Source organism: Arthrobacter globiformis (assembly GCF_030817195.1).
GTDB lineage: Bacteria > Actinomycetota > Actinomycetes > Actinomycetales > Micrococcaceae > Arthrobacter > Arthrobacter globiformis_D.
Genome location: NZ_JAUSYZ010000001.1, coordinates 2,843,241 through 2,865,978, shown reverse-complemented (window position 1 = coordinate 2,865,978; position 22,738 = coordinate 2,843,241). Strand labels below are relative to the sequence as shown.

Sequence of the window (22,738 nt, the reverse complement as noted above, 5' to 3'; positions counted from 1 at the left end):
TATGCCGAAGAGTGAGATGAGGAATGAAATGGCAGCAACCGAAGGATTATTTGTCCTGGAAGGAAGGCCCACGGCCCAGCTGATTGCCGATCAACTGCGGGAGCAAATCGTGCAGGGGATCTTCCGTCCGGGCGAGCAGATCAATGAGTCTGCCATGGCCAGCCGGCTGCGCACGTCCAGGGGACCGCTCCGGGAAGCACTGCAGCGACTGTGCCAGGAAGGGATACTGGTCAACCACCGCAACCGCGGAGTGTTCGTTCTTGAGCTTACAACCGAGGACATCAAGGAGATCTACGCAGTCCGCGAGGCCGTGGAATCAGCCGCAGCAAATACGCTGCTGGACGGCAGCGAGGAACAGATCACAGACACCTGCGACGTGCTGCAGGGAATCATCAAGGACATGGCAAAGCAGGTTGCCGTTTCCGACTGGCAGGCGATCGCACGGCTGGACATGCAGTTCCACACCTCCTTCGTCGCCGGCACAGGAAATTCCCGCCTGATCCGGGTCTACGAGACACTAGCCGCCGAATCCCGGATGTGTATTCTCAGTCTGGAGGTCTCCTATCCTCGTGTGGATGATCTCGTGCAGGAGCACCAGAACATCCTGGATCTCCTGGCAGCACGGGACAGAAGGGGACTCCAGAACGCCATCAAACGGCACATGCAAAAGGCCGTCGACGATCTCACCGCCACCAAGTAGCTGACACCCAGGCCCAGCACCTGGCCGCATCTTCGGGACACGTGCCCCCGGGCAGCTGCTGCTGCCCGGGGGCACGTGGGTGTAGAGGACTACTCAGCCGTGGCCGGAAGGTCCTTGACAACCCACATCTTGCGTACCGTCTCGTGGATAGTCCAACTCCCCTCCCAGCCGGCAGGAGTAACGAACAGGGTACCCGGGCCGATGTCGAAGCTGGTGCCATCCGGCTCGGTGATGGTGCCGGTCCCGCTCAGAATCTGGCAGATCTCGTCATAGCCGGGCCGGGTGCTCTTAAACGTTCCCGGTGTTACCTCCCAGATGCCCGTCTTGAAGTCATCCCTGGCCCAGAGACGCAGGGAGACCTCGGTCTGTCCTTCGGTAATTGAGGTTTCCTTGGCTTTGGGTTCCCCCGGGTTTGCAGTTGTTGCATCGCTCATGACGGTCGCCTTGACCATAGTTGCTCCTTCGTGGGCTGCGCCCTGTACCTAGCTGCCTGCCTGCGTTGGCGGGCACGGATTTCATCCTAGCAATTGTCAACAATCGACGATAGGCTTTGCATGGAAGTTTTTCCACCGGCAGCTGCCCGCGAACGACGACCGTTTTTCCGGAGCGAATGATGGGGAGGGCGGGCCCGGCCACCGAGGCAATTACAGAAAGGCACACAAAATGCGACAGAGCCGTCGTGTATCCATGTGGACGTCCCTGCAGCGCGGAGACGTCATCACTCTTTGCCGCCAGGGCGTCGAATGCTACAAGGGTTCGATCGATGAGCGGACTGAGGATGGTCGAACGATCTGGGTAACAGACCAGATCGGAGACCGTCGCCTGTTCCATGTCGAGGATGACTACGACCTGCTGGTTTCGGGCAATGTCTACTCCTACTAGGCAGACCACGGGAACACGTCGACTCAAAAGCCTCTGCCGAACGCCGGGTCTGGGGGCGGCGCAATGCTCAGTCTGATCTTGCTCATCACAGCAGGGCTCCTAACCAGCTCAAGCGCAGTCTCGCAACTGCCGCGGTCAGCAACACGTGAATGCCGCCGAAGGAAGTTCGAAGGCAACGTCCCAGTGCAGATCTCCGCCGGAGTCCTTGCCCTGGGCGCCGTCCTCCTGGCTGTTAATGTTCAGTTGGGCGCGTTCCAATGACCGAACCAACACCCGGTATTCCCTTTGCGACGATCGAGGACAGCCCCCAGCCGTCGCCGGCCTGCGCCCCCTCACCGACAGCGGCGGTGGTCTTCCACGACCCTCTCTCGGGTTCGCTGCCCGAGGGGCAAGCGCTGCGCTCCCACGCCCCCCTCGAGTCTTCCCACCGTTCGTCCACATCCAATCGCTTCGGACCAAAACACCTCAAGAAGAGCAGGCTGGCCGCGCGAGCCGCTGCGATCGAAGCTGTTTCGCGGGAACTGCAGCTCTTGGCCCAGCGCCGAGGAAAGCCATGAATGCCGCCGGTCTCCCGTGGGCAACCCGCACCAAGGGCTTGGTCGGTTCGGTCATCGATTCGAGCACATCCCTGCTGCAGCGGCAGACGCACGACATCGTCAGCTTCGCCATGGGGAGTCCCGCTGCTGAAGCGGTCCCGTCCGAAGCTTTCAGCGAGATCTACAGTTCCGTTCTCGCCAGTAACGGGGCAGGAGTTTTCGCCTACGGAGCCACTGAAGGCGAGACCGCGCTCCGCGACGAACTCCTTGCCTACCTGGAAACGACTCCCGAGCGCACGTCTGCCGAACGGCTGCTCATCACAAGCGGAGGAATGCAGGGCCTGGACCTTGCGGGCAAGCTCTTTATTGACCCGGGCGATCTTGTGATCGTCGAGGCGCCGACATACACCAACGGAAGCGCCACGCTGCTCGCCTACGGTGCAGACATCGTGGAGGCGCCCATCGACGACGACGGCCTGATCGTGGAGGCCTTGCCGGAGCTGGTTCAAAAGGCCGGGCGCCTGCCCAAAGCCATCTATGTCATTCCGAACTTCCAGAACCCTACCGGGACGGCAATGTCCCTGGATCGCCGGCTACTTCTGCTCGCCCTGGCCAGAGAGTGGCGGAGCATCATCATCGACGACGACCCCTATGGCATGTTGCGTTTCGACGGCGGGCACATCCCGGGATTCCGCGAGCTGGGCGGCGGAGATCCGCTCGTCTTCTCCGTCCGCACCTTTTCCAAGATCCTGGCCCCCGGGCTCCGCGTGGGCTGGGTGGACGCCGATCCCACCATCGTGGCGAAACTCATTGATGCTAAACAGACCATGGATACCTGCACCAATGTTCCCAGTCAACTCCTGTCGGCCGAGTTCCTGCGCCGCGGTAACCTTGAACCACATCTGGACCGGCTCAGAAGCGAATACCAGACGCGGATGAGGGCGATGCAGACATCGCTGGAAAACCACTTCAGCGGACTGGCGACATGGACGAATCCCCAGGGCGGATTCTTCCTGTGGCTCACCTTCGGTGACCACGTCGACACTTCGAAACTCTTTGACGCGGCTGTCCGGAATGGTGTGGCATTTATCCCGGGTCGCGCGTTTTCGGTGACCGGACAGTTCGGCAACGCCTTGCGGCTGTGCTTTGCCTCGCAAACCCCTGAGCGCACGGAGCTCGGCATTTCCCGGCTCGCGGAGGGACTCAGGGCGCTCTGAAGGGTTCCTTGCCTGCCGGCCCAGCTTGAGCACGTCCATCTGGATTTCCGCGTGCTCTGGCCTCCGGGAGCAAGCAAGAGTATCTTCGGTCAAAGAATTGGCGACACCGGCCGTCTGCAACATGAGGTTCAGGCGCAGTGGCGTCGGTTTCTTGAAGGGGCCAGGATGGCTGGATGGAACGCGGACACTGCTGCCGGACCTGTGGGGGCAGGGACGATTACCCTGGTGGAAGGCACGTCCTTTTGCATCTCCCTGCCGAACGGGGACATCCATCCGGAATATCCGCACGGAGTTTTCTTTCAGGACACGCGCATTCTGTCCCGCTGGAGCCTGACCGTTAATGGCCAGTCCCTGGAACCGCTGGCCGCGGAGACGAAAGAACCATACCGCGCGCTGTTTGCCGGCCGCGTCACACGTTCCGATGGGTATGCTGACAGCCCGCTGATCGTGGAGCGGCTGCGGGAAGTGGGGGCAGGCATCCAGGAGCAGGTCACTATTCGCAACTATTCCCCGGACCCGGCCGAATGCACCATTTCCGTCAGTGCTGAGGCAGATTTCGCGGATCTTTTCGAGGTCAAGGAGGCCCGGATCCAGGGTCGCTGGGAAGAAACCCGGGAAGCGGACGGTGATACCTTGACCATCCGCGCGGTCTGGCAGGATGTCCGGAAGGGACTCCTGGTCCAGGCTCCCGGTGCCGACGTCACCCAGGACGCCCTGACCTACCGTGTGTCCCTCGCGCCGCACAGCCAGTGGAGTACGGTGCTCACCGCGGTGCCCAGCGCCGAGGCAACGAGTCCTCCCCCGCCGTCGTTCATCCATAGTGACGGCGAGAAACTGTCCCCCCGGGACCGCCGCAGGCAGGAGTGGGTGGCCAAGATTCCCAAGCTGCACATGGCCAACCACTCCATCGAACGCACCCTGCGGCGCAGCTACGACGACCTTGGCGCGCTCCGCATCGAGGACCCCAACCACCCGGAGCGGATTGTGGTCGCTGCTGGTGCGCCGTGGTTCATGACGCTCTTCGGCCGCGACTCACTCTGGGCGTCGGAGATGGCAATGCCTGTAGACCCCTCGCTGGCGCTGGGCACGCTGCAAACCCTGGCCGACCGCCAGGGCAGTGTGGTGGACCAGATGAGCGAGGAGGAACCGGGCAAGATCCTGCACGAGGTGAGGCTGGACGTCTCCAGCGGGCTCGCGCTCGGCGGCAAGTCCGTCTACTACGGCAGCATCGACGCCACCCCGCTCTTCGTGACGGTACTTGGATCGGTGAGCCGCTGGGGCTTTGGCAAGGAAACCATCGCCGCGCTGCTGCCGCACGCGGACCGTGCACTGGACTGGATCCGTGATTACGGCGACAGGGATGGCGACGGGTTCGTCGAGTATGAGCGCCTCAACCCGCGGGGGCTTATCAACCAGGGCTGGAAGGACTCCTGGGACGGCATCAACTTCGCCAACGGCCGCATGGCCGAGCCCCCTATCGCGCTCTGTGAAGCGCAGGCGTACGTCTACGACGCCTACATGGCGCGCGCCTGGATTGCGTACGACGCCGGCGACGCGCCTTTGGGCGATGAACTCGCCGACCGCGCGAAGCAACTGAAGAAGCGGTTCAACGAGCAGTTCTGGATCCCTGAACGCGAGTATTACGCCATCGCCCTGGACGGCAAGAAGCGGCAGGTCGACGCGTGCGCGTCCAACATGGGCCACTGCCTGTGGGTGGGCCTGGTGGATGAGGATAAGGCGCCGCAGGTGGCTGAACACCTCATGTCGCCGGAGATGTTCAGCGGCTGGGGCGTGCGTACGTTGGCCAGCGACATGGGCGCCTACAACCCCGCGAGCTACCACAACGGCTCGGTCTGGCCGCACGACAACGCAGTCATCGCGGCAGGCCTGATGCGCTACGGCTTCGTGGCAGAGGCGCAGCGCATCTCCACGGCCCTCCTGGAGGCCGCGGAATATTCCGACGGCCGCCTGCCCGAGCTGTTCTGCGGCTTCAGCCGGGACCAGTTCGCCGAGCCCGTCCCCTACCCGACGGCGTGTTCACCACAGGCCTGGGCGGCCACAACGCCGATCCAGCTCGTGACGACACTGATGCGGTACGACACCCATGTTTCCCGCGGCGGCTTCTGGATGGATCCTGTCCTCCCGGAGTCCTACGGCGACCTCCACATCAGCAACGCTCCCATGGCCGGCGGCCGGATCACGATCGACATCGCCAATTCGGTGCCGACGGTCCAGGGCCTGCCTGAGGGAATGATTTTCCACAAGGGGCACCGGCCCTGGCTGACCGAACTCGTGAAAGAAGCGGAGCAGCACCGCAAGACCTAGCAGGGGCCACGAATCAAATAACCAATCCGTTATTCCGCGGCCTCTTCCGTCGATATGCAGAATGCAATATATTGGAGGTATCGCCCCTTCTGCCCTAGGAAAAGTACGTTCATGAAGAAGATGCAAACCGCCGGGACGGCACCCGTTAAAACCCTGGCTGGCTTGCCCCTGCTCGGAATACAGCGGACGACTGCCCGTGCGGGAAGCAACAGGGTTGTCGGAATTCTCGGGGGCATGGGTCCTGCGGCCACCGCAGATTTCTACCTGAAGCTGATTCAGGCAACACCGGCCGCCGTGGACCAGGAGCACCTCCGGGTGCTCATCTGGTCGGATCCGACCATTCCCGACAGGACTGAAGCCCTCCTCACGCATGGAGAAGATCCGACCCCGGCCCTGATCGCCGGCGCCAAGATGCTGCGGCAGTCAGGAGCCAGGATGCTCGCTGTCCCCTGCAACACCGCGCATGCCTTCCTCGCTGCAGTGCAAACAGAGGTGGACATCCCGATCATCCACATGATCGAGGAAACGGCGAACTACGTTCATCGGCTCAAGCCCGCCATTCGACGCGTGGGGCTGCTCTCGACCACCGGCACGCAAAGAGCCGGCCTCTATCAGTCCTGGCTGGACCGGATTGGGGTTCAGGTCCTCTCCCCCGCGCCTGATTCCCAGGAACAGCTGGTGATGGCTTCCATTCGAGGTATCAAGGGCGGCCAGGGCGGCCAGGCCATAAAGACGCAACTCACCACTGCTGCCCAGGAGCTTGTGGATGCCGGCGCAGAGGCGATTATTGGGGGCTGCACGGAGGTCCCCGTGGGCCTGGCACCGGAGGACGTCGCGGTACCGTTCGTAGATCCGGCCCGTATCCTCGCTGATTCAGTCGTGCGGACAGCACTCGCTCGAAGCGACCCAGAGTACAGTATCCAATATGCCACTAGCCCGCATGAGTACCGTTGACCGCCCGAAGATGAGCGATGCAGCTTACGAGCGACTGAGGGACGCGATTGTTCGTGGCGAGCTGGCTCCCGGCGAAAAGATCAAGGACGGCGACCTCGCGGAAATGCTCGGGCTCAGCAGGACTCCTGTCCGGGAAGCGCTGACCCGCCTGGTCGACAGCGGGCTCGTCGAGTCCAAGCCCGGCGTCTACACGAGGGTCGCAACCCTCAACCATGATGATGTCGCAGCAAATCTCGCAGTCCTCAGAGCACTGGATTCCCTGGCCATGCAGGCTGCGGTTCCCCGACTGACGAAACGTGACTTCCAGTCCATGCGCGAGGCAAACAAGAAGTTCGCCAGAGCCGTAAAGAGCCTGAATGTGCTGGAGGCCCTGGCTGCAGACGATGCCTTCCATCACGTGATCATAGAGGCGGCGGGCAATCCGGTCGTCGCCCGCATCATCGGGCAACTGCATCCGCAGCTGCACCGCATCCTTTACCGTAAGTTTTCAGGACTCCTCGGTGGCGAAGACACCATCAACCACCACGAAGAACTCATCAGGGCCTGTGAAGCGGGGGATGCCCAAGCCGCGGCCGCAATGTCGGGCGAGCACTGGTCCCATCTCGGCGAGCTGATCAGCCGGCTGTTCGACTCTGATGAACTTTCCGTCTAGCAGACGGAGACTAGGAACCGAGCAGAAGCTCCGCCAGGGTGCGTTTGAAGGAACGTCAACCTTCGAGGGGAGCTGCCTATGGGGATGCCTGCTTCTCCAAACCCCATACCAAGGCCGACGCGTCTACCTCCGAGGCCGGAGGACGGCTTGCAGGCGGCGCCCGAGCGGAGCCATGCGTCACACTTTTTGCCCGTCCAGCCACGTCAGCCGCTAGCTCACATCAATATTCAAGAGATCGTTGACAATCGACAGAAGCAACGAGTATCGTCGACAATCGACAGCACGACAACGCGTCGTCGACAATCGACGAAGCATCATCTAGTTGGAGGATCAAATGGCATTCGAATTCGAAACTAAGCCGAAGTTCGTGACGTTCGACATGAACGGAACCCTGATCAAGTTCGCTATCAGCGACGCGCTGCGTGAGGTCCTGGGCGAGCGGCTGCCGGCCGAGATCGCCGATGACTACCTACAGGCCTGCAAGGCGTACCGGATCGACGAGTGCATGGGCGATTACAAGCCGTTCTACCAGATCGTCGCCAACTCGATGGAGCGCGCCTCGCGCAGGCTCGGCCTTGAGTACCGTGAGGCCGACGCTCAGGCGGTCTACGAGATTGTCCCCACCTGGGGCCCGTACCCTGGTGTCACCGAGGCGCTGAACCGCCTGGCTGAGGAAGTCCCGCTGGTCATCATCACGAACAGCGACACCGCGGATGCTGCGCGCCTCGCAGCGAACCTCAAGGCCCCCTTCGAAGTCATCATCAGCGCAGAGGAGATGGGCACCTACAAGCCGCGGCTCGGTGCATTTGAGTACATGTTCGACAAGCTTGGCGTGACACCCGACGAGATCGTGCACGTCTCCGCGAGCCCGATGTACGACCTGCGATCCGCGGCCACCCTGGGCATCAAGAACAAGGTGTACGTGGACCGCGGCTTCGAGCACGACGAGCACTGGCTCGGCTACGAGCGGATCACCGACATTGCCGACCTCCCCGTCCTCTTCGGCCTGCCGCGTCCTGCTGCCTCGTAAGAGAGCTCTGAGTGCAGATGAGTGTCACCAAGGCCGGCTTGGCTTCAGATCGGCTTCGGGCCCTTGGTCTGGAGCTACCCGTCCTCGCTGATAACCCGTACTACGTGGACCACCGGGCCGTGGACTCCAGCATCCACATCGCGGGCCAGCTGCCTTTCAAGGACGGCGTGCTGCTGGGCCAGGGCGTCGTCGGTCGGGACGTCGAGCTTGAGACGGCGCGGGAGCTCGCGCGCCATTGCGCGCTGAACTGCCTCGCCGCCGCTGTGCAGGCGGTGGGAGATCTGGAGCGGGTGCGGATCGTGCAGATGCTGGTCTTCGTGGCCAGCGCGCCGGATTTCGGACTGCAGTCGCGGGTCGCCAACGCGGCCAGTGAATTGCTCACCGAGGTATTGGGCGAGAACGGACGGCACGCCCGCACTGCGATCGGTGTCGCCGGGCTGCCGCTGAACACTCCGGTGGAGATCCAGATGGTCTGCACGGCCGTCTAGCGGCGGGCACGACGGCGGTGTTGCACGACGGCCGTGTTGCACGACGGCGGTTCGTTCGGGACCCGCTGAGGCGGGTCCCGAACGTTCAGCATTCGTGGAAGTCAGCACCGCTGCCCTCGATCATTCATAGACAGAATCATAAGGAGTACAGCGTGAACCGCATTCAACGGGCACTCGAGGCTCTCGTCGAGCGAGTTGATACCCCCGCGCCGATCGTGCTGGTGGACGTGATGCAGGACAACATCGACCGCATGCAGGCCTTCGCCGTCCAGCACAACCTGGACGTCCGGCCACACGTGAAGACGCACAAGTGCGTGGAAATCGGTCGGCGCCAGGTGACGGCGGGGGCGGTCGGAGTCACCGCAGGCAACGTGGGTGAGGCAGAGGTCTTCGCGGCGGCCGGGTTCGACGATATCTTCCTCGCCTACCCGGTCTGGCCTTCGGGGACGAAAGGGATGCGGATCCACAGACTGACAGAGACCACCCGGCTGCGGGTCGGCGTCGACAATGTCGCGGCGATTAATGCCCTCGCTGACGCGATGGGGGCAGAACCTGAGCGGCTGCAGGTCGTGATTGAGGTCGACTGTGGTGCCCGTCGTTCCGGGGCTCCTCCCGAGGCCGCGGGCGAGCTCGCTCTCGCCGCACGCAAGCGCGGGCTGGTGCCGGTGGGGGTCTTCACCTATCCGGGCCACGGCAGCGCAGGTCCGGACGCCCGCAAGCGTGCAGCGGATGACCAGGATGCCGCGCTCACCACCGCAGTGAGCAGCTTCACCGCAGCCGGGGTCAACGCGGAGGTAGTCAGCGCCGGCTCCACACCGACCGTGGAGTTCTCCACCGGCAGCGTCATCACCGAAATCCGGCCCGGCGAGTACGTGTTCAACGACCTGAACAACACCCGGCTCGGCGCCTGCACCGAGGATCAGATCGCACTGTTCGTCGCCGGAACGGTGGTCAGCGACTGGGTTCCCGATCAGGTCATCCTCGATATCGGCACCAAAGCCCTCGGCCGCGAAGGCAGCCCCGAGATCGGCTACGGCAGCATTGCCGGCACCACGGCCGTCCTGTCCAAGCTCAACGAGTACCACGGATTCCTCCCCCTGCGCGGTGGCGGGTTCCGCCCGGGCGTCGGGACCGTGCTCCCGGTGGTCCCCAACCACGTCTGCCCGGTGGTGGTCAATTTCGAGGAGTACATCGTCACCGACAGCACGGGCACGACGCTGGAGCGATGGCCTGTGGATGCCCGCGGATACCTCAACTGACCGACCCCTAACTGACCCCAGGGGACGGGAAGTCCGTCCCCTCAGCCTGCAAGGCAAAGCAACCTACCTCACGATGGAGTGACTGACATGAGACTTGATAAGACCACGGCCCTGGTCACCGGTGCCAACAGCGGAATCGGGGAGGCAATATGTTCCCACTTCCGCCGCGAGGGCGCCCGTCTGCTGCTCACCGGCCGCAGGGAGCACATCGATAGCGCCCAGCCCGACGACGTATATGTCCCGGGAGACCTTAACGACGAGGCGTTCGTAGAAAGCCTGGCCCGGCAGGCCGCCGAGTCCTTCGGCACCGTGGACGTCGTCGTCCTCAACCACGGCCTGCAGGTCAGCGGCCCGCTCACGGAGATGGCCTACGAGGACGCGAAGAACGTGCTGCACAGCAACCTGCTCAGCTCGTTCCTGGTGATGAAGCACTTCGCGCCGGTGATGCCCGCTACGGGAGGCTCGTTCGTCCTCGTCAGTTCCCGGCTCGGCATGGTTGGCAAGCCCGATGAAGTCCTGTACTCCGCGGCCAAAGGAGGCCTGATCATGCTCGCGAAGGGCGCGGCGATCGAATGGGCGTCACGCAACATCCGGGTCAACGTCGTCGCACCAGGGTTGACCGTCACCCCGGTCATTGAAGCGTCGTTCCAGCGCAGGGAAGACCCCGAGGCCTACCGCGCCCAGCGCGAGGGCCAGATCCCGCTCCAGCGTCTGGCCACCCCCGAAGAGATCGCCGACGCCATCCTTTTCATGGCGTCGAAGGAATCGTCCTACATCACCGGAGCGGTCCTGCCCGTCGACGGCGGATACACCGCCGCCTGAACTCCTCAACGCTTCACAGACAACGAAGGACAACCATGACAGCCCTTGCGGCAACACCCCGAAACGGAGAGCTTGGCTTCTGGATGGCCGGGCTCGCGGACACCAGGCCAACCTACCCCCGCTTCACGGGTCAGGACTCTGTAGACCTGGCAATTATCGGTGGCGGCTACACAGGCCTGTGGGCCGCCTACTTCGCCAAGAAACTCGAGCCCTCACTCTCGGTCGCGGTATTTGAGGCAGAACAGATAGGCTACGGCGCCTCCGGACGAAACGGCGGCTGGCTCTCAGCAATGCCCCCAGGAAACCGGGCCACCTTCGCCCGCGCATCCGGGGGCGGCGTGCAGGCGAGCAGGGCATTGCAGCAGGAGTTTGTCGCGGGTGTCGATTCCGTCCTGGATATTCTTCAGGCCGAGGGTATCAATGCGGATCAGCACAAGGGCGGTGCGCTCGTGGCTGCCCACACCAGGGCGGGTCTGGGCCGGCTAGTGACCAGGCGTGACACCGACTGGAAGTATGGGTTGACCGAAGACGATGTCCATTTGCTCGACCGGAACGAGTTCCAGAGCCAGATCAACATCTCCACTGTCCATGGTGGGCTCTACTACAAGCATTGCGCCCGCCTTCATCCGGCGAAACTTGTCTACGGTCTCGCTGACACCCTGACTTCCATGGGGGTGAGCATCTACGAAGGCAGCCGGGTAGGCAGCATCGACGGCAAGGCCCTTACTCTAGACAACGGGCAGATGACCGCGGCCAAGACGTTCATCTGCACGGAGGGATATTCGGGACAGCTGCTTGGCAGCAGGACCCTGATCCCGATCAATTCCTCAATGATCGTGACCAAGCCGCTGTCGGAGGAGGCATGGCAGCAGATCGGCTGGAACGGGCTCCAGTGCCTCAGCGACTCCGCACACACCTTCATCTACGCCCAGCGGACAGCGGACGGCCGTATCACCATGGGAGGCCGCGGAGTTCCCTACCGCTTTGGGTCCGGCACGGGGGGCGCCGGTTCAACAGCCCAGTCCACCGTTGACCTGATCTCGCAGAAGCTCAGTACCTTCTTCCCCCGTATTCACTTCGAGGTGGACCACGCCTGGTCGGGAGTTCTCGGGGTTACGCGTGACTGGAACGGCGGCGTTCACTGGGACCACGCATCCGGGATCGGATCTTCCACCGGTTACGCAGGACACGGCGTCACGGCCGCTTACGTTGGCGGTAGGACTCTCGCGGAACTGGCTTTCGAACAACAAACAGAACGCACGACACTTCCCTGGGTCGGGTACCGCGCAAGGAAATGGGAACCTGAACCCATCCGCTGGCTCGGTGTCCACGGCATGTACCGGCTATTCGGACTTGCTGACCGATGGGAAGAACGCAGGGACTCCACCAAGACGTCACTCCTGGCGAAATTCGGCAGCAGACTCGCTGGACTTCACGAATAGTCCATCAACCAAAACTTTCACCTGAACCCCCTCGAAGGGAAGCACCATGAAGACCAGAAACAAGATCCAGACGGCGGCCGCGGGACTTGCTGTCCTGCTGGCCCTGAGTGCCTGTGGCGGCGCGGCAACGGGCACTGAAGAGACGGACATTCCGAAGACGCAGAACACCCGTGACATCTCAGAGGGTGTCCAGCCTGATGCTGCCGCGGTGGCGCTACTGCCCGAGTCCTACAAGGCCAAGGGCGAACTGACGGTGGCGATGGATCTGAGCTCCCCGCCGATGACGTTCCTGGCCGAGGACAACACCACCCCCATCGGCGTGAACCCCGACCTCGCCCGCCTGGTGGCCAAAAAGCTGGGCCTGAAACTGAAGTTCGAGAACACGGCGTTCGACACGATCATTCCCGGCATTGACGGCGGCCGGTACGACTTCACCGCCACCACCATGTCCGCCACCGAAGAGCGGCTCAAGGTCCTGGACATGATCAACTACCTCAAGGGCGGCTCGGCTGTCGCGGTAGCCGCCGGCAACCCGCTCAAACTGACCAACGACACGCTCTGCGGCAAGAACATTGCCGTGACCAAGGGCTCCACACAGCAACTGAAGCACCTGCCCAACGTCTCGAAATGGACCTGTGAGGAAAAGGGACAGCCGGCCATCAACGCCGTGACGCTGCCCAACGTCCAGGAGGCCCTGACCCAGCTGCACTCCAAGCGGATCGACGGGGTCTTCTACGACGCCAGTGCCCTGGCCTGGGCACAGGTCCAGCAACCCAACCACTTCAGCGTCCTGGAGCCGAGGATGGATACCCGCACGAACACCAACTGCGCCATGGGGCTGAAGAAGGGATCACCTCTGACACCAGCCCTGCAGAAGGCAATCCAGTCCGTTCTGGAAACCCCGGAATACAAGAAGTCCCTGGAGTACTGGGGCATGGGCGAATCAGCCATCACTGAAGCCGCGATCCGCTAGCCGGTGCCCGGATGTTGCAAACGAGTTCACAAGGAAGTGAAACGACAATGAACGGGACGGATGCAGCCCTGAAGCCGCGTCTTCGGCTTCGGACTCCCTCGGAGTACGCCGGATGGGTCCTCAGTATCCTCGTCGGCATCGGGATCCTTGTCTCCGTCCTGACCAACCCCAATTTCAAGTGGGCCGTGGTCGGGAAGTATTTCTTCGCCGAGTCGATCCTGCGCGGGCTGATGCTCACGATCTTCCTGACGCTGGCCAGCATGGCCCTGGGCACCCTGCTGGGTCTTTTCCTGGCGGTCATGCGCTCCTCTCACGTGAAGCCGGTCTCCATCGCCGCGGGCCTCTACATCACCTTGTTCCGCGGCACCCCGGTCCTGGTCCAGCTGATCTTCTGGTTCAACATCTCAGCCCTGTACCCGAACCTGACCATCGGCATCCCGTTCACGAACATCAGCACGGCCGTGGACACGAACGCGATCATGGGCCCGATCACCGCAGCCCTGATCGGGCTAACCCTGAACCAGGCCGCCTACATGGCCGAGATCATCCGCGGCGGGTTCTCCGCCGTCGGCAAGGGCCAGATCGAAGCCGCGGACTCCCTGGGCATGAGCGCGGGAATGAAGATGCGCAAGGTCATCATTCCCCAGGCAATGCCCTCGATCATCCCGGCCACCGGAAACCAGTTCATCGGCATGTTCAAGGAAACCTCCCTGGTCAGCGTGCTCGGCGTCGCCGAACTGCTCCAAAGCGCCCAGCTCATCTACGCCCGCACCTACGAGACCATCCCGCTGCTGCTGGTCGCCAGCCTCTGGTACCTCGTGATGACCCTTCTCCTGAGCTACCCGCAATCCAAGCTCGAACAAAAATACTCCCGTTCAACCTCCAGGCTTCCCCGGAAGGCGAAAAAGGTTGTCCTGACAGCACCGGAAGGTATCGCCCGATGAGTACCGACGGCACCATTCACGCCCGCAAAATCCGCAAGTCCTTCGGCCCCAAAACAGTCCTCAAAGACATCGACCTGGACATCGCCAGCGGCGAGATCTGCTGCATCATCGGCCCCAGCGGCTCCGGCAAGTCCACCGTCCTGCGCTGCATCAACGGCCTGGAAACCGTCGACACCGGCGTCCTGAAAGTCAACGGCGAAGACTTCGGCTACTACGAAACCGACACCGCCTACCACGCCCTGCGCCCGAAGAAGCTTGCCGAGCAGCGCACCCGGGTCGGCATGGTCTTCCAGCAGTTCAACCTCTTCCCCAACATGACCGCGAATGAAAACATCATGGCCGGCCCCGTCCTGGTCAAACGCCAGGACAAGAAACAAGCCATAAAACGGGCGCACGAACTGCTCGCCAGCGTCGGCCTGGCCGGGTTCGGCGACTACTACCCCGCCCAACTCTCCGGCGGCCAGCAACAGCGCGTCGCGATCGCCCGGTCCCTGGCCATGGACCCCGAGATCATGCTCTTCGACGAACCCACCTCCGCCCTGGACCCCGAAAAAGTCGGCGAAGTCCTCGCCGTCATGCAGGACCTCGCCAAAAAAGGCATGACCATGGTCGTCGTCACCCACGAAATGGGCTTCGCCCGCGAAGTCGCTGACTCCCTGATCTTCATGGACGACGGCTGCGTCGTCGAACGCGGCGACGCCCGCGAAGTCCTCCGCAATCCCAAGGAACCCCGCACCCAGTCCTTCCTGGACAAGGTGATCTAAATGACCGACGGAAAACTCGCAGTCATCGGCCTGGGCAGCATCGGATCCATGGCCCTCTGGCAAGCCTCCCGCCTGTCCGACTCCGTCACCGGGTTCGAAGCCCACGCACCCGCCCACGGCCGAAGCGCCGTCGGCGGCGACACCCGCCTGTTCCGCATGATCTACCGCGGCAACCCCGGCTACTACCCCATCCTGGAACGCTCCCGGACCCTCTGGGCCGAACTCGAAGCCGAAACCGGCCAGAACATCCTGACCCGTTGCGGCGGGCTCTCCATCGGAACCGCCGACGGCCCCTACCTCTCAGCCCTCCTCGACACCACCAGGACCACTGGAGCAGAGCACCAGATCCTGACCCGCGAGGATATGGCCGAACGCTACCCCCAGCACAACCTCCGGGACGACGACGTCGCCGTCTACGACCCCCACGCCGGCGCCCTGCGCACCGACCGCGCCGTCACCGCAGCCGTCGCAGCCGCCCAAGCCAACGGGGCCACCATCCACACCAACACCCCAATCCACAGCATCACCGAAACCACCGACGGCGTCCTCATCACCTCCGGCGAAAAGTCCTGGACCTACGAGAACGTCATCGTCTGCTCCGGCAGCTGGTCCCAACGCCTCATGCCCGACCACCTCAAAGCCGCAACCCAAACCAAGCGGATCTTCCTCACCTGGTTCGTCGCCCGCGACGCCGCCGAATTCACGCCGGAGAAATTCCCCGTCTTCAGCCGGATCCATGAGGACCGGTCCATGTATGGGGCACCCGCCGTCGACGGCGTCACCGTCAAAGCCACCCTGGACGGCCGCGGCGCACCAACACCCAACCCCGACACCGTGCCCCGGGAACTCTCAACAGCCGAAATCACCGAAACCATCGAAACCGTCACCGAGTTCCTCCCCGGCCTCATCCCCAACCTCGTCCGCTCCGACGCCTTCCCGGACCTCTTCACCAAGGACAGCAACCCCCTCCTCGGCCGGCTCAAACCAGACAGCAGAATCTACATTGCCACCGGCTTCTCCGGCGCCGGCTTCAAAAACGCCACCCGCTTCGGCGAGATCGCCGCCCACGAAGCCCTGGGCAAAAGCTCCTTCGACGGCCTGGACTTCGTACGCCCGGAACGGTTCGAGACGCGCTTGACCCTCCGTCAACCGCTACCACCTAACAACGGAAGCGTGGCTGGACTGCATCGCTCCGGCACATTCTCCTCCACAACCACTGAAAGCGTGACATGACCACTTCTTTTGACCCCACCACTCTTCACACCGACCTGTTTGTCGACGGTGCCTGGCAGAAGGCAGCCAGTTCAGCTACCTTCCCGGTGGAGAACCCCGCTACGAACGAGATCATTGCCCACGTTGCCAACGGCGGTCCTGAAGACGCTGCCCTTGCCATCGAGGCAGCAAGCCGTGCGCAGGCAGAGTGGAGCAAATCCACACCTCGCGAACGCGGCGACATTCTTCGACGCGCCTTTGAACTGGTGATCGCCAACACAGATCGGCTCGCAGCAATCATGACCGCGGAGATGGGCAAGCCGCTCGCAGAAGCAAAGGGCGAGGTGGCCTACGGTGCTGAAATGCTCCGCTGGTTCTCCGAGGAAGCTGTCCGTATTGGCGGAGACCACACCACCTCATCGGATGGCAACTCCCGGATCATGATCACCAAGGAACCGATCGGTCCCTGTGTCCTGGTCACGCCGTGGAACTTCCCGCTCGCCATGGGCGCCCGCAAGATCGCTCCTGCCGTCGCCGCCGGCTGCACCATGGTCTTCAAACCGGCGGCCTTGACACCGCTGACGTCCCTCGCCCTGGTAGAGATTTTCCGGGATGCCGGCCTTCCCGACGGGGTGCTGAACGTCGTCACCACCTCCAGCGCCTCCAGCGTGGTAGATCCCTGGATGCGCAGTGGCATCGCCCGCAAGGTCAGCTTCACCGGCTCCACCGACGTCGGCAAGGTTCTCCTAAAGCAGGCAGCGGACAACGTGATGCGCTCCTCCATGGAACTTGGTGGCAATGCTCCGTTCATCGTGCTGGCCGACGCTAACATCGAAAAAGCCGTCGAAGGCGCCCTGAAAGCCAAGATGCGCAACATGGGCGAGGCCTGCACGGCCGCCAACCGCTTCTTCGTGCACCGCTCCGTCGTCGAAGAATTCAGCGAGAAGTTCGCCAAAAAGATGTCAGAACTGCTAGTGGGCAACGGCGCGTCGGAAAGAACCGACGTGGGACCTCTCATCGACCGGAAGGGCTTGGAAAAGGTCGAAAGCCTGGTGGCTGACGCGGTGAACAAGGGCGCACGGATACTGACCGGCGGAAACCGCCCGGAAGGCCCCGGCTACTTCTACTCCCCCACCGTCCTGGTTGATGTGGCGCTGGACTCTGAGCTGATGACCACCGAAATCTTCGGGCCGGTGGCAGCGATAACCCCGTTCGACAGCGAGGACGAAGTCCTCCGCCTGGCCAACGATACCGATTGGGGCCTGGTGGGGTACGTGTTCACCGAGAGTCTGGACAAAGGCATGAGGTTCTCGGCGGAACTGGAGGTCGGAATGGTCGGCCTCAACACCGGCCTGGTTTCCAACCCGGCGGCACCGTTTGGTGGCGTCAAGCAATCCGGTCTCGGGCGCGAAGGCGGAAAGGTAGGCATTGAGGAATTCCTGGAATACAAGTACACAGCGCTGGCCGTGTAACTGAAAGGCCCTCGGCGGTCGTTGCCGGACTCGAACCTTCTTGAGTTTGGCAACGACCCCGTGGTTGCTGACGATCGACAACCCCGCGCTTGGGTTCCCTTGGTCACCCAAGCGAAACGGGTCCAGCTGTATAATCGACAATCGACAAGGGAGGCACGATGGACCGCAAGTTCAAGTGGCAGGAGCAGCGCACGACGACGCCGGACGGTGTTTACCGCGTGCTGCGTACCGCCATCCTGGATGGAACCGTGCCCGCCGGCGAACAGTTGCGCGAGACGCACATCGCCGCAGATCTCGGGATCAGTAGGTCGCCACTACGTGAGGCGTTGACCAAGCTTGAGGAAGAAGGGCTGGTCGTGAAGGTCCCTTACCGGGGATCGTTCGTGGTGGAGGTGAGCGCTCGTGACGTCGCAGAGATCGCATCGATCCGCATCCTTGTCGAACCCTATGCTGCTGAGCTCTCGGCCCCAACGTTGCGTGGCTCTGAGCGGCCTCGTCTGAAGCAAACCATCGAGGAACTGTACCGGGCCACGGACATGAACGATATCCCGGCCAGCATTGACGCTCATCTTCGCTTCCACCGGCTCTTCTATGAATTCTCGGGGAACGCGGCCCTGCAGAGCCTGTGGAACAGTTGGGAGACCAAGTTACGTCTCTACCTTGCGGTCGACCATCGTACGTACAGCGATCTGCACACAATCGCCGTTGAACACGACAAATTGGCAGGGCTTGCTCTGGACGGTGACATCGATGGGTTCCGACAGGAACTAGTCAGTCAATTCCATGACGCGCTCAGCGCTCAAACTCCGGACCCGGCGTAACCGCACTCCCGAATCTGGCAGCGCCTCAAACATCGTCGTTTGGGTGCCGAAGGTCAACAGCTTCCCTAGGAACTAGCAATCAAGTCTGCTATGGGTCGAAAACCATGACTGCCAGCTGTCTCCCGCAGAATCCAGAGCGTCGGCGTGCCGTGCAGGGCAGGCATTAGTTCTCCCTCGGTAATCAGCCTTGCATGTCTCGGATCTTCAGGGACTGTCCACCATCCTGTTGTCGGGCAGTGGTGCCCGGTGCGCGATGTTTCAACGAGCTCACGATTTAGGGGTGCCGGGCGTCGCTTCTTCATGGCAAGTCCTTTGGGGAGGGGTCGGCGAACGCCGACCCTGTTTTCGGTTGAGGTACCAGCGTATCAATTGTCAACAATCGACGATAGGCCTGTTCCGAAAATTGTTCGCCTTTTCCTGGCACCGAAACATAGCTGACTGGTCGCCAGAAGATTGGCGCCGAACGAGGCCGCGAACCCGATGAACTCTTCCGCGCCGCCGTCGGCTTCATCTTTGCTATTGGCCAGATGTCATGAGCTGCAGGCTTTTAGTCCTCAAGCATCGATTCCCGGAGCCGGGACTGGGCCAAGGCCAATCCCGCAAACGCCGCTCCCCGGGCCACCGAGAGTCCGATCTCTTGCGACACGACCCTGATCTCCGGGACGATGGGCAGGCTTTCCGCAAGTCGTCTGCGCGCCTCGGGAAGGACTTCGTCCACGAGCGGACTCAAGCGACCCACGAAGTACACGGACTCCGGGTCCAGGGTAACTGCAACGGCACCGACAGCGGTCACGATCGCTGTCGTGAACGCCTCCACCACTTCCGCTCGGGCCGCCGTTTTCTGGGGCGGGGACCAGAGGGCTTCGACGCCCTCCAGGTCCAGGCCCCGTCCGTTGGCGAACTGGAGGAGACCCTTTGTGCTTAGCAGCCCATCGAGGGTCTTGTTGCCAACGCCGGAGAAGAGAACACCACCAAGATCACCGAATGCAGGAGTCCGGCCCCGGGCAATCTCATGATCAGTACAACTAGCAAAGCTGAGCACCGTGCTAGCCATGAACAAAGCAGCGTTCCCTATGCTCGCGTCTTCCTTGAGGATCGCCCGCAGCGAGGCACTGGCATCGCTTTCAAGGATCACGGGAGCCTTCAATCGAACTTCGAGAGAATTCTGGAGAAGAGAATCGATGAGAGGACGGTTTGCCGGTGTGCCGGACTGTTTGGCGCCGTTCCGCACATGGCCGGGGAGCGCGGCGACGATTTGGCGCAATGGGCCCTCTGCGGCTTCATTGGCCTCCTCAATCAAGTCCACCAGCCACTCGGCAGTGCTTTCAACTCGGCCCTCCTCAAGGCTGGGAACGACTACGCGCCTAACCTCACGACCTCTCAAGTCTGTTACCAGGACACCGGTGGTTCGCGCGCCCAAAGAGATACCGACGATATGCCCTGCCGCGCCAGGTACATCCAGATATGTGGAGCGCCGACCGCGGCGCACAACGGCATCGACTCCCTGTTCGATGACTAAGCCGTCAATAAGGAGCTCTTCTACCTTCCGAGACACAGTCGCCTGGCTTAAACGCGTCAGTTCGATCAGCCTGCTGCGCGTCAAAGGCGCCTCTGAAAGGACCGCATCCAGGACCGAAGCCTTGTTGAAGTCACGTGCGGTGGGGTAGGTACTCATGGCACAACCTTAATGAGTCTCAGACCGAAACCGGGAGCTGAAGGGGTTGCCCCGCCCTCGGGGGCGTAGGGGTCAGTTGGACGGTGACCAGTACAGCCTTGGCTGGGTCCCGGATGGATATGAGGCCGCACGCTTTCACTTCCTTGTGAACTCGTTTGCACCATCCGGGCACCGGCTAGCGGATCGCGGCTTCAGTGATGGCTGATTCGCCCATGCCCCAGTACTCCAGGGACTTCTTGTATTCCGGGGTTTCCAGAACGGACTGGATTGCCTTCTGCAGGGCTGGTGTCAGAGGTGATCCCTTCTTCAGCCCCATGGCGCAGTTGGTGTTCGTGCGGGTATCCATCCTCGGCTCCAGGACGCTGAAGTGGTTGGGTTGCTGGACCTGTGCCCAGGCCAGGGCACTGGCGTCGTAGAAGACCCCGTCGATCCGCTTGGAGTCCAGCTGCGTCAGGGCCTCCTGGACATTGGGCAGCGTCACGGCGTTGATGGCCGGCTGTCCCTTTTCCTCACAGGTCCATTTCGAGACGTTGGGCAGGTGCTTCAGTTGCTGTGTGGAGCCCTTGGTCACGGCAATGTTCTTGCCGCAGAGCGTGTCGTTGGTCAGTTTGAGCGGGTTGCCGGCGGCTACCGCGACAGCCGAGCCGCCCTTGAGGTAGTTGATCATGTCCAGGACCTTGAGCCGCTCTTCGGTGGCGGACATGGTGGTGGCGGTGAAGTCGTACCGGCCGCCGTCAATGCCGGGAATGATCGTGTCGAACGCCGTGTTCTCGAACTTCAGTTTCAGGCCCAGCTTTTTGGCCACCAGGCGGGCGAGGTCGGGGTTCACGCCGATGGGGGTGGTGTTGTCCTCGGCCAGGAACGTCATCGGCGGGGAGCTCAGATCCATCGCCACCGTCAGTTCGCCCTTGGCCTTGTAGGACTCGGGCAGTAGCGCCACCGCGGCAGCATCAGGCTGGACACCCTCTGAGATGTCACGGGTGTTCTGCGTCTTCGGAATGTCCGTCTCTTCAGTGCCCGTTGCCGCGCCGCCACAGGCACTCAGGGCCAGCAGGACAGCAAGTCCCGCGGCCGCCGTCTGGATCTTGTTTCTGGTCTTCATGGTGCTTCCCTTCAAATGGTTCCAGCTGACGTAATCCGCTGAATGAGTGAGCTCGTTCCGTAAGACTCCCCCGCGCCCTGTTCGGGCCTATCGCAGTGCCTTAAAGGCACGGCCCATTGCTTCGAGCAGGCGATCGGCATCATCACTGGAGAACGGCATTGGGGGGCGGAGTTTCAGGACATTGCCCTGGGCACCACAGGCTGAGATGAGAATCCGGTCCTGGCGGAGGGCGTTGACGATGCTGGCAGCGGCCTTCCCGTCGGGTGAGAGTGTGGATCGATCAGTGACAAGGTCGACACCGATGAAGAAGCCGCTTCCGCGGACTTCTGCAACCTGGTCCAGGTCCTGAGTGAGGTCCTTCAGCCCGGTGAGGATTTTTTCGCCGACCTTTCGGGCATTTTCTATGAGTGATTCCTCACGGATAACATCCAGGACGGCCTGAGCCGCCGCGATAGCTACTGAATTCCCGCCGAAGGTGTTGAAGTAGCGGATGTTCTTCCCGAACTCCACAAGCAATTCGGGCTTGAAGATGGCTGCCGCCACCGGGATCCCGTTGCCCATGGGTTTGCCTATGGTCACGATGTCCGGAACGATCCCGTGACGCTGGAAGCCCCACCATTCCTCACCGGTACGGCCGAAGCCCGGCTGGACTTCATCGGCGATGTAAAGGCCGCCCACAGCATGGATTTCCTCAACGATGGGACGCAGGAAGCCTGCCGGGCCGGCGAAGACACCGTCGGAGGAGAAGATGCTGTCGGCGATAAAGGCCGCCACTCCGATGCCGTGCCGGTGAAGGTCGGCGATGGCGGCACGCACCTGGTTCCGCAGGTGATCCTCCAGCGACCCTTGATCCGATGAGTACCGCAGGGCGTCCGGCGCGTCGATGACCCGCACGTTCGCACCCAGGGGCACACCCGCGCCCAAGGACGGCGAGAAGGACGCTACTTCTGTTGTTAAACCGTGGTACGCGCCGGAGGTGACGATGATGCCCTGGTTTCCGGTTGCGTATTTTGCGACGCGCATGGCGAGGTCATTTGCTTCGGACCCGGTGCACGTGAACATGACATGGCCAAGCTCGGCGGGGAACGTGGAAAGAAGCTGCTCCGAATAATCGAGGATGGATTCCTGAACATAACGGGTGTTGGTGTTCAGGGTCTGCATCTGTTCGTGGACAGCCGCTATGACACGCGGGTGGGCGTGACCGACAGAGGGGACGTTGTTGTAAACGTCGAGATAGTCATTTCCTTCCCGGTCAAACAAGGTGACGCCCTTGCCGCGGACGATTTCCAGGGGGGTGTCGTAGAACAGCCGGTATCCGGGCCCGAGGCTCTGGTCCCGGCGTCGAATGTTCTTCTGCATCTGATCCGGGAGCTCACCGAGGCGGTTGGGATCAAAACCATTGATCATGGCTCTGGACGACTTGCGGATGGTTAGGGGTGTAGTGCTCATAATTTCTCCTTGACGGGTA

General features: G+C 62.3%; 21 protein-coding genes. 17 read left to right on the top strand and 4 right to left on the bottom strand.

Annotated elements, in window-relative coordinates:
* Positions 1-28: 28 nt before the first annotated feature.
* Positions 29-700 (top strand): GntR family transcriptional regulator, encoded by a 672-nt coding sequence (locus tag QF036_RS13015; protein ID WP_307102431.1) that lies wholly within the window; start codon positions 29-31, stop codon positions 698-700.
* Positions 701-789: 89 nt separating this feature from the next.
* Here QF036_RS13015 and QF036_RS13010 read toward each other — a convergent pair whose 3' ends face one another.
* Positions 790-1,134 carry a cupin domain-containing protein gene (locus tag QF036_RS13010; protein WP_307102430.1) on the bottom strand — a complete coding sequence of 115 codons (345 nt, stop codon included), beginning with the start codon at positions 1,132-1,134 and terminating at the stop codon, positions 790-792.
* Between the two features lie 229 nt (positions 1,135-1,363).
* Between QF036_RS13010 and QF036_RS13005 the strand changes: the two genes are divergently transcribed.
* The 16 genes from QF036_RS13005 to QF036_RS12930 all read left to right on the top strand — a co-directional run bounded on the left by QF036_RS13005 (position 1,364) and on the right by QF036_RS12930 (position 18,493).
* Positions 1,364-1,582, top strand: a complete 219-nt coding sequence (locus tag QF036_RS13005) for a hypothetical protein (protein ID WP_307102428.1) — start codon at positions 1,364-1,366, stop codon at positions 1,580-1,582.
* 553 nt (positions 1,583-2,135) lie between these two features.
* Positions 2,136-3,335, top strand: coding sequence for an aminotransferase-like domain-containing protein (locus tag QF036_RS13000; protein WP_307102427.1), 1,200 nt, complete (start codon positions 2,136-2,138; stop codon positions 3,333-3,335).
* Between the two features lie 165 nt (positions 3,336-3,500).
* Positions 3,501-5,660, top strand: coding sequence for an amylo-alpha-1,6-glucosidase (locus tag QF036_RS12995; protein ID WP_307102425.1), 2,160 nt, complete (start codon positions 3,501-3,503; stop codon positions 5,658-5,660).
* A 111-nt stretch (positions 5,661-5,771) separates the two neighbouring features.
* The gene (locus tag QF036_RS12990; RefSeq protein ID WP_307102423.1) at positions 5,772-6,614 is read left to right on the top strand and encodes an aspartate/glutamate racemase family protein; all 843 of its coding nucleotides are present in this window, start codon (positions 5,772-5,774) and stop codon (positions 6,612-6,614) included.
* Entirely contained in the window at positions 6,601-7,266 is a 666-nt protein-coding gene (locus QF036_RS12985; protein ID WP_307102421.1) for a GntR family transcriptional regulator, read from the top strand. Before QF036_RS12990 ends, QF036_RS12985 begins: the two co-directional genes overlap by 14 nt.
* A gap of 334 nt (positions 7,267-7,600) precedes the next feature.
* The gene (locus tag QF036_RS12980) at positions 7,601-8,296 is read left to right on the top strand and encodes a haloacid dehalogenase type II (protein WP_307102419.1); all 696 of its coding nucleotides are present in this window, start codon (positions 7,601-7,603) and stop codon (positions 8,294-8,296) included.
* 17 nt (positions 8,297-8,313) lie between these two features.
* Entirely contained in the window at positions 8,314-8,784 is a 471-nt protein-coding gene (locus tag QF036_RS12975; RefSeq protein WP_307102417.1) for a RidA family protein, read from the top strand.
* Positions 8,785-8,936: 152 nt separating this feature from the next.
* The gene (locus QF036_RS12970) at positions 8,937-10,043 is read left to right on the top strand and encodes an alanine racemase (protein ID WP_307102415.1); all 1,107 of its coding nucleotides are present in this window, start codon (positions 8,937-8,939) and stop codon (positions 10,041-10,043) included.
* Between the two features lie 87 nt (positions 10,044-10,130).
* Positions 10,131-10,865, top strand: a complete 735-nt coding sequence (locus QF036_RS12965; protein ID WP_307102413.1) for an SDR family NAD(P)-dependent oxidoreductase — start codon at positions 10,131-10,133, stop codon at positions 10,863-10,865.
* Between the two features lie 35 nt (positions 10,866-10,900).
* Complete coding sequence (locus QF036_RS12960; protein ID WP_307102411.1) at positions 10,901-12,307, top strand: NAD(P)/FAD-dependent oxidoreductase; 1,407 nt, start codon at positions 10,901-10,903, stop codon at positions 12,305-12,307.
* Positions 12,308-12,353: 46 nt separating this feature from the next.
* Positions 12,354-13,280, top strand: a complete 927-nt coding sequence (locus QF036_RS12955; RefSeq protein ID WP_307102409.1) for an ABC transporter substrate-binding protein — start codon at positions 12,354-12,356, stop codon at positions 13,278-13,280.
* Between the two features lie 47 nt (positions 13,281-13,327).
* Positions 13,328-14,224 carry an amino acid ABC transporter permease gene (locus QF036_RS12950; RefSeq protein WP_307102407.1) on the top strand — a complete coding sequence of 299 codons (897 nt, stop codon included), beginning with the start codon at positions 13,328-13,330 and terminating at the stop codon, positions 14,222-14,224.
* Positions 14,221-14,988 carry an amino acid ABC transporter ATP-binding protein gene (locus QF036_RS12945; protein ID WP_307102405.1) on the top strand — a complete coding sequence of 256 codons (768 nt, stop codon included), beginning with the start codon at positions 14,221-14,223 and terminating at the stop codon, positions 14,986-14,988. Before QF036_RS12950 ends, QF036_RS12945 begins: the two co-directional genes overlap by 4 nt.
* Positions 14,989-16,221, top strand: coding sequence for an N-methyl-L-tryptophan oxidase (gene solA, locus QF036_RS12940; protein ID WP_307102403.1), 1,233 nt, complete (start codon positions 14,989-14,991; stop codon positions 16,219-16,221).
* Positions 16,218-17,672 (top strand): NAD-dependent succinate-semialdehyde dehydrogenase, encoded by a 1,455-nt coding sequence (locus QF036_RS12935; protein ID WP_307102401.1) that lies wholly within the window; start codon positions 16,218-16,220, stop codon positions 17,670-17,672. Before solA ends, QF036_RS12935 begins: the two co-directional genes overlap by 4 nt.
* Before the next feature lie 158 nt (positions 17,673-17,830).
* Positions 17,831-18,493: a GntR family transcriptional regulator gene (locus tag QF036_RS12930; protein WP_307102399.1), complete on the top strand. Its 663-nt coding sequence runs from the start codon at positions 17,831-17,833 to the stop codon at positions 18,491-18,493.
* A 547-nt stretch (positions 18,494-19,040) separates the two neighbouring features.
* Here the strand turns inward: QF036_RS12930 and QF036_RS12925 are convergent.
* The 3 genes from QF036_RS12925 to QF036_RS12915 form a co-directional block, all read right to left on the bottom strand.
* Positions 19,041-20,168 carry an ROK family protein gene (locus tag QF036_RS12925; RefSeq protein ID WP_307102398.1) on the bottom strand — a complete coding sequence of 376 codons (1,128 nt, stop codon included), beginning with the start codon at positions 20,166-20,168 and terminating at the stop codon, positions 19,041-19,043.
* Positions 20,169-20,343: 175 nt separating this feature from the next.
* Entirely contained in the window at positions 20,344-21,270 is a 927-nt protein-coding gene (locus tag QF036_RS12920) for an ABC transporter substrate-binding protein (protein WP_307102396.1), read from the bottom strand.
* 87 nt (positions 21,271-21,357) lie between these two features.
* Positions 21,358-22,719 carry an aspartate aminotransferase family protein gene (locus tag QF036_RS12915; RefSeq protein WP_307102394.1) on the bottom strand — a complete coding sequence of 454 codons (1,362 nt, stop codon included), beginning with the start codon at positions 22,717-22,719 and terminating at the stop codon, positions 21,358-21,360.
* Positions 22,720-22,738 lie beyond the last annotated feature (19 nt).

Excerpts from the sequence above, each read along its gene's own strand:
- QF036_RS13015 (WP_307102431.1), top strand. The coding sequence starts at position 29 with ATGGCAGCAACCGAAGGATTATTTGTCCTGGAAGGAAGGCCCACGGCC.
- QF036_RS13010 (WP_307102430.1), bottom strand. The coding sequence starts at position 1,134 with ATGAGCGATGCAACAACTGCAAACCCGGGGGAACCCAAAGCCAAGGAA.
- QF036_RS13005 (WP_307102428.1), top strand. The coding sequence starts at position 1,364 with ATGCGACAGAGCCGTCGTGTATCCATGTGGACGTCCCTGCAGCGCGGA.
- QF036_RS13000 (WP_307102427.1), top strand. The coding sequence starts at position 2,136 with ATGAATGCCGCCGGTCTCCCGTGGGCAACCCGCACCAAGGGCTTGGTC.
- QF036_RS12995 (WP_307102425.1), top strand. The coding sequence starts at position 3,501 with ATGGCTGGATGGAACGCGGACACTGCTGCCGGACCTGTGGGGGCAGGG.
- QF036_RS12990 (WP_307102423.1), top strand. The coding sequence starts at position 5,772 with ATGAAGAAGATGCAAACCGCCGGGACGGCACCCGTTAAAACCCTGGCT.
- QF036_RS12985 (WP_307102421.1), top strand. The coding sequence starts at position 6,601 with ATGAGTACCGTTGACCGCCCGAAGATGAGCGATGCAGCTTACGAGCGA.
- QF036_RS12980 (WP_307102419.1), top strand. The coding sequence starts at position 7,601 with ATGGCATTCGAATTCGAAACTAAGCCGAAGTTCGTGACGTTCGACATG.
- QF036_RS12975 (WP_307102417.1), top strand. The coding sequence starts at position 8,314 with ATGAGTGTCACCAAGGCCGGCTTGGCTTCAGATCGGCTTCGGGCCCTT.
- QF036_RS12965 (WP_307102413.1), top strand. The coding sequence starts at position 10,131 with ATGAGACTTGATAAGACCACGGCCCTGGTCACCGGTGCCAACAGCGGA.
- QF036_RS12960 (WP_307102411.1), top strand. The coding sequence starts at position 10,901 with ATGACAGCCCTTGCGGCAACACCCCGAAACGGAGAGCTTGGCTTCTGG.
- QF036_RS12955 (WP_307102409.1), top strand. The coding sequence starts at position 12,354 with ATGAAGACCAGAAACAAGATCCAGACGGCGGCCGCGGGACTTGCTGTC.
- QF036_RS12950 (WP_307102407.1), top strand. The coding sequence starts at position 13,328 with ATGAACGGGACGGATGCAGCCCTGAAGCCGCGTCTTCGGCTTCGGACT.
- QF036_RS12945 (WP_307102405.1), top strand. The coding sequence starts at position 14,221 with ATGAGTACCGACGGCACCATTCACGCCCGCAAAATCCGCAAGTCCTTC.
- solA (WP_307102403.1), top strand. The coding sequence starts at position 14,989 with ATGACCGACGGAAAACTCGCAGTCATCGGCCTGGGCAGCATCGGATCC.
- QF036_RS12935 (WP_307102401.1), top strand. The coding sequence starts at position 16,218 with ATGACCACTTCTTTTGACCCCACCACTCTTCACACCGACCTGTTTGTC.
- QF036_RS12930 (WP_307102399.1), top strand. The coding sequence starts at position 17,831 with ATGGACCGCAAGTTCAAGTGGCAGGAGCAGCGCACGACGACGCCGGAC.
- QF036_RS12925 (WP_307102398.1), bottom strand. The coding sequence starts at position 20,168 with ATGAGTACCTACCCCACCGCACGTGACTTCAACAAGGCTTCGGTCCTG.
- QF036_RS12920 (WP_307102396.1), bottom strand. The coding sequence starts at position 21,270 with ATGAAGACCAGAAACAAGATCCAGACGGCGGCCGCGGGACTTGCTGTC.
- QF036_RS12915 (WP_307102394.1), bottom strand. The coding sequence starts at position 22,719 with ATGAGCACTACACCCCTAACCATCCGCAAGTCGTCCAGAGCCATGATC.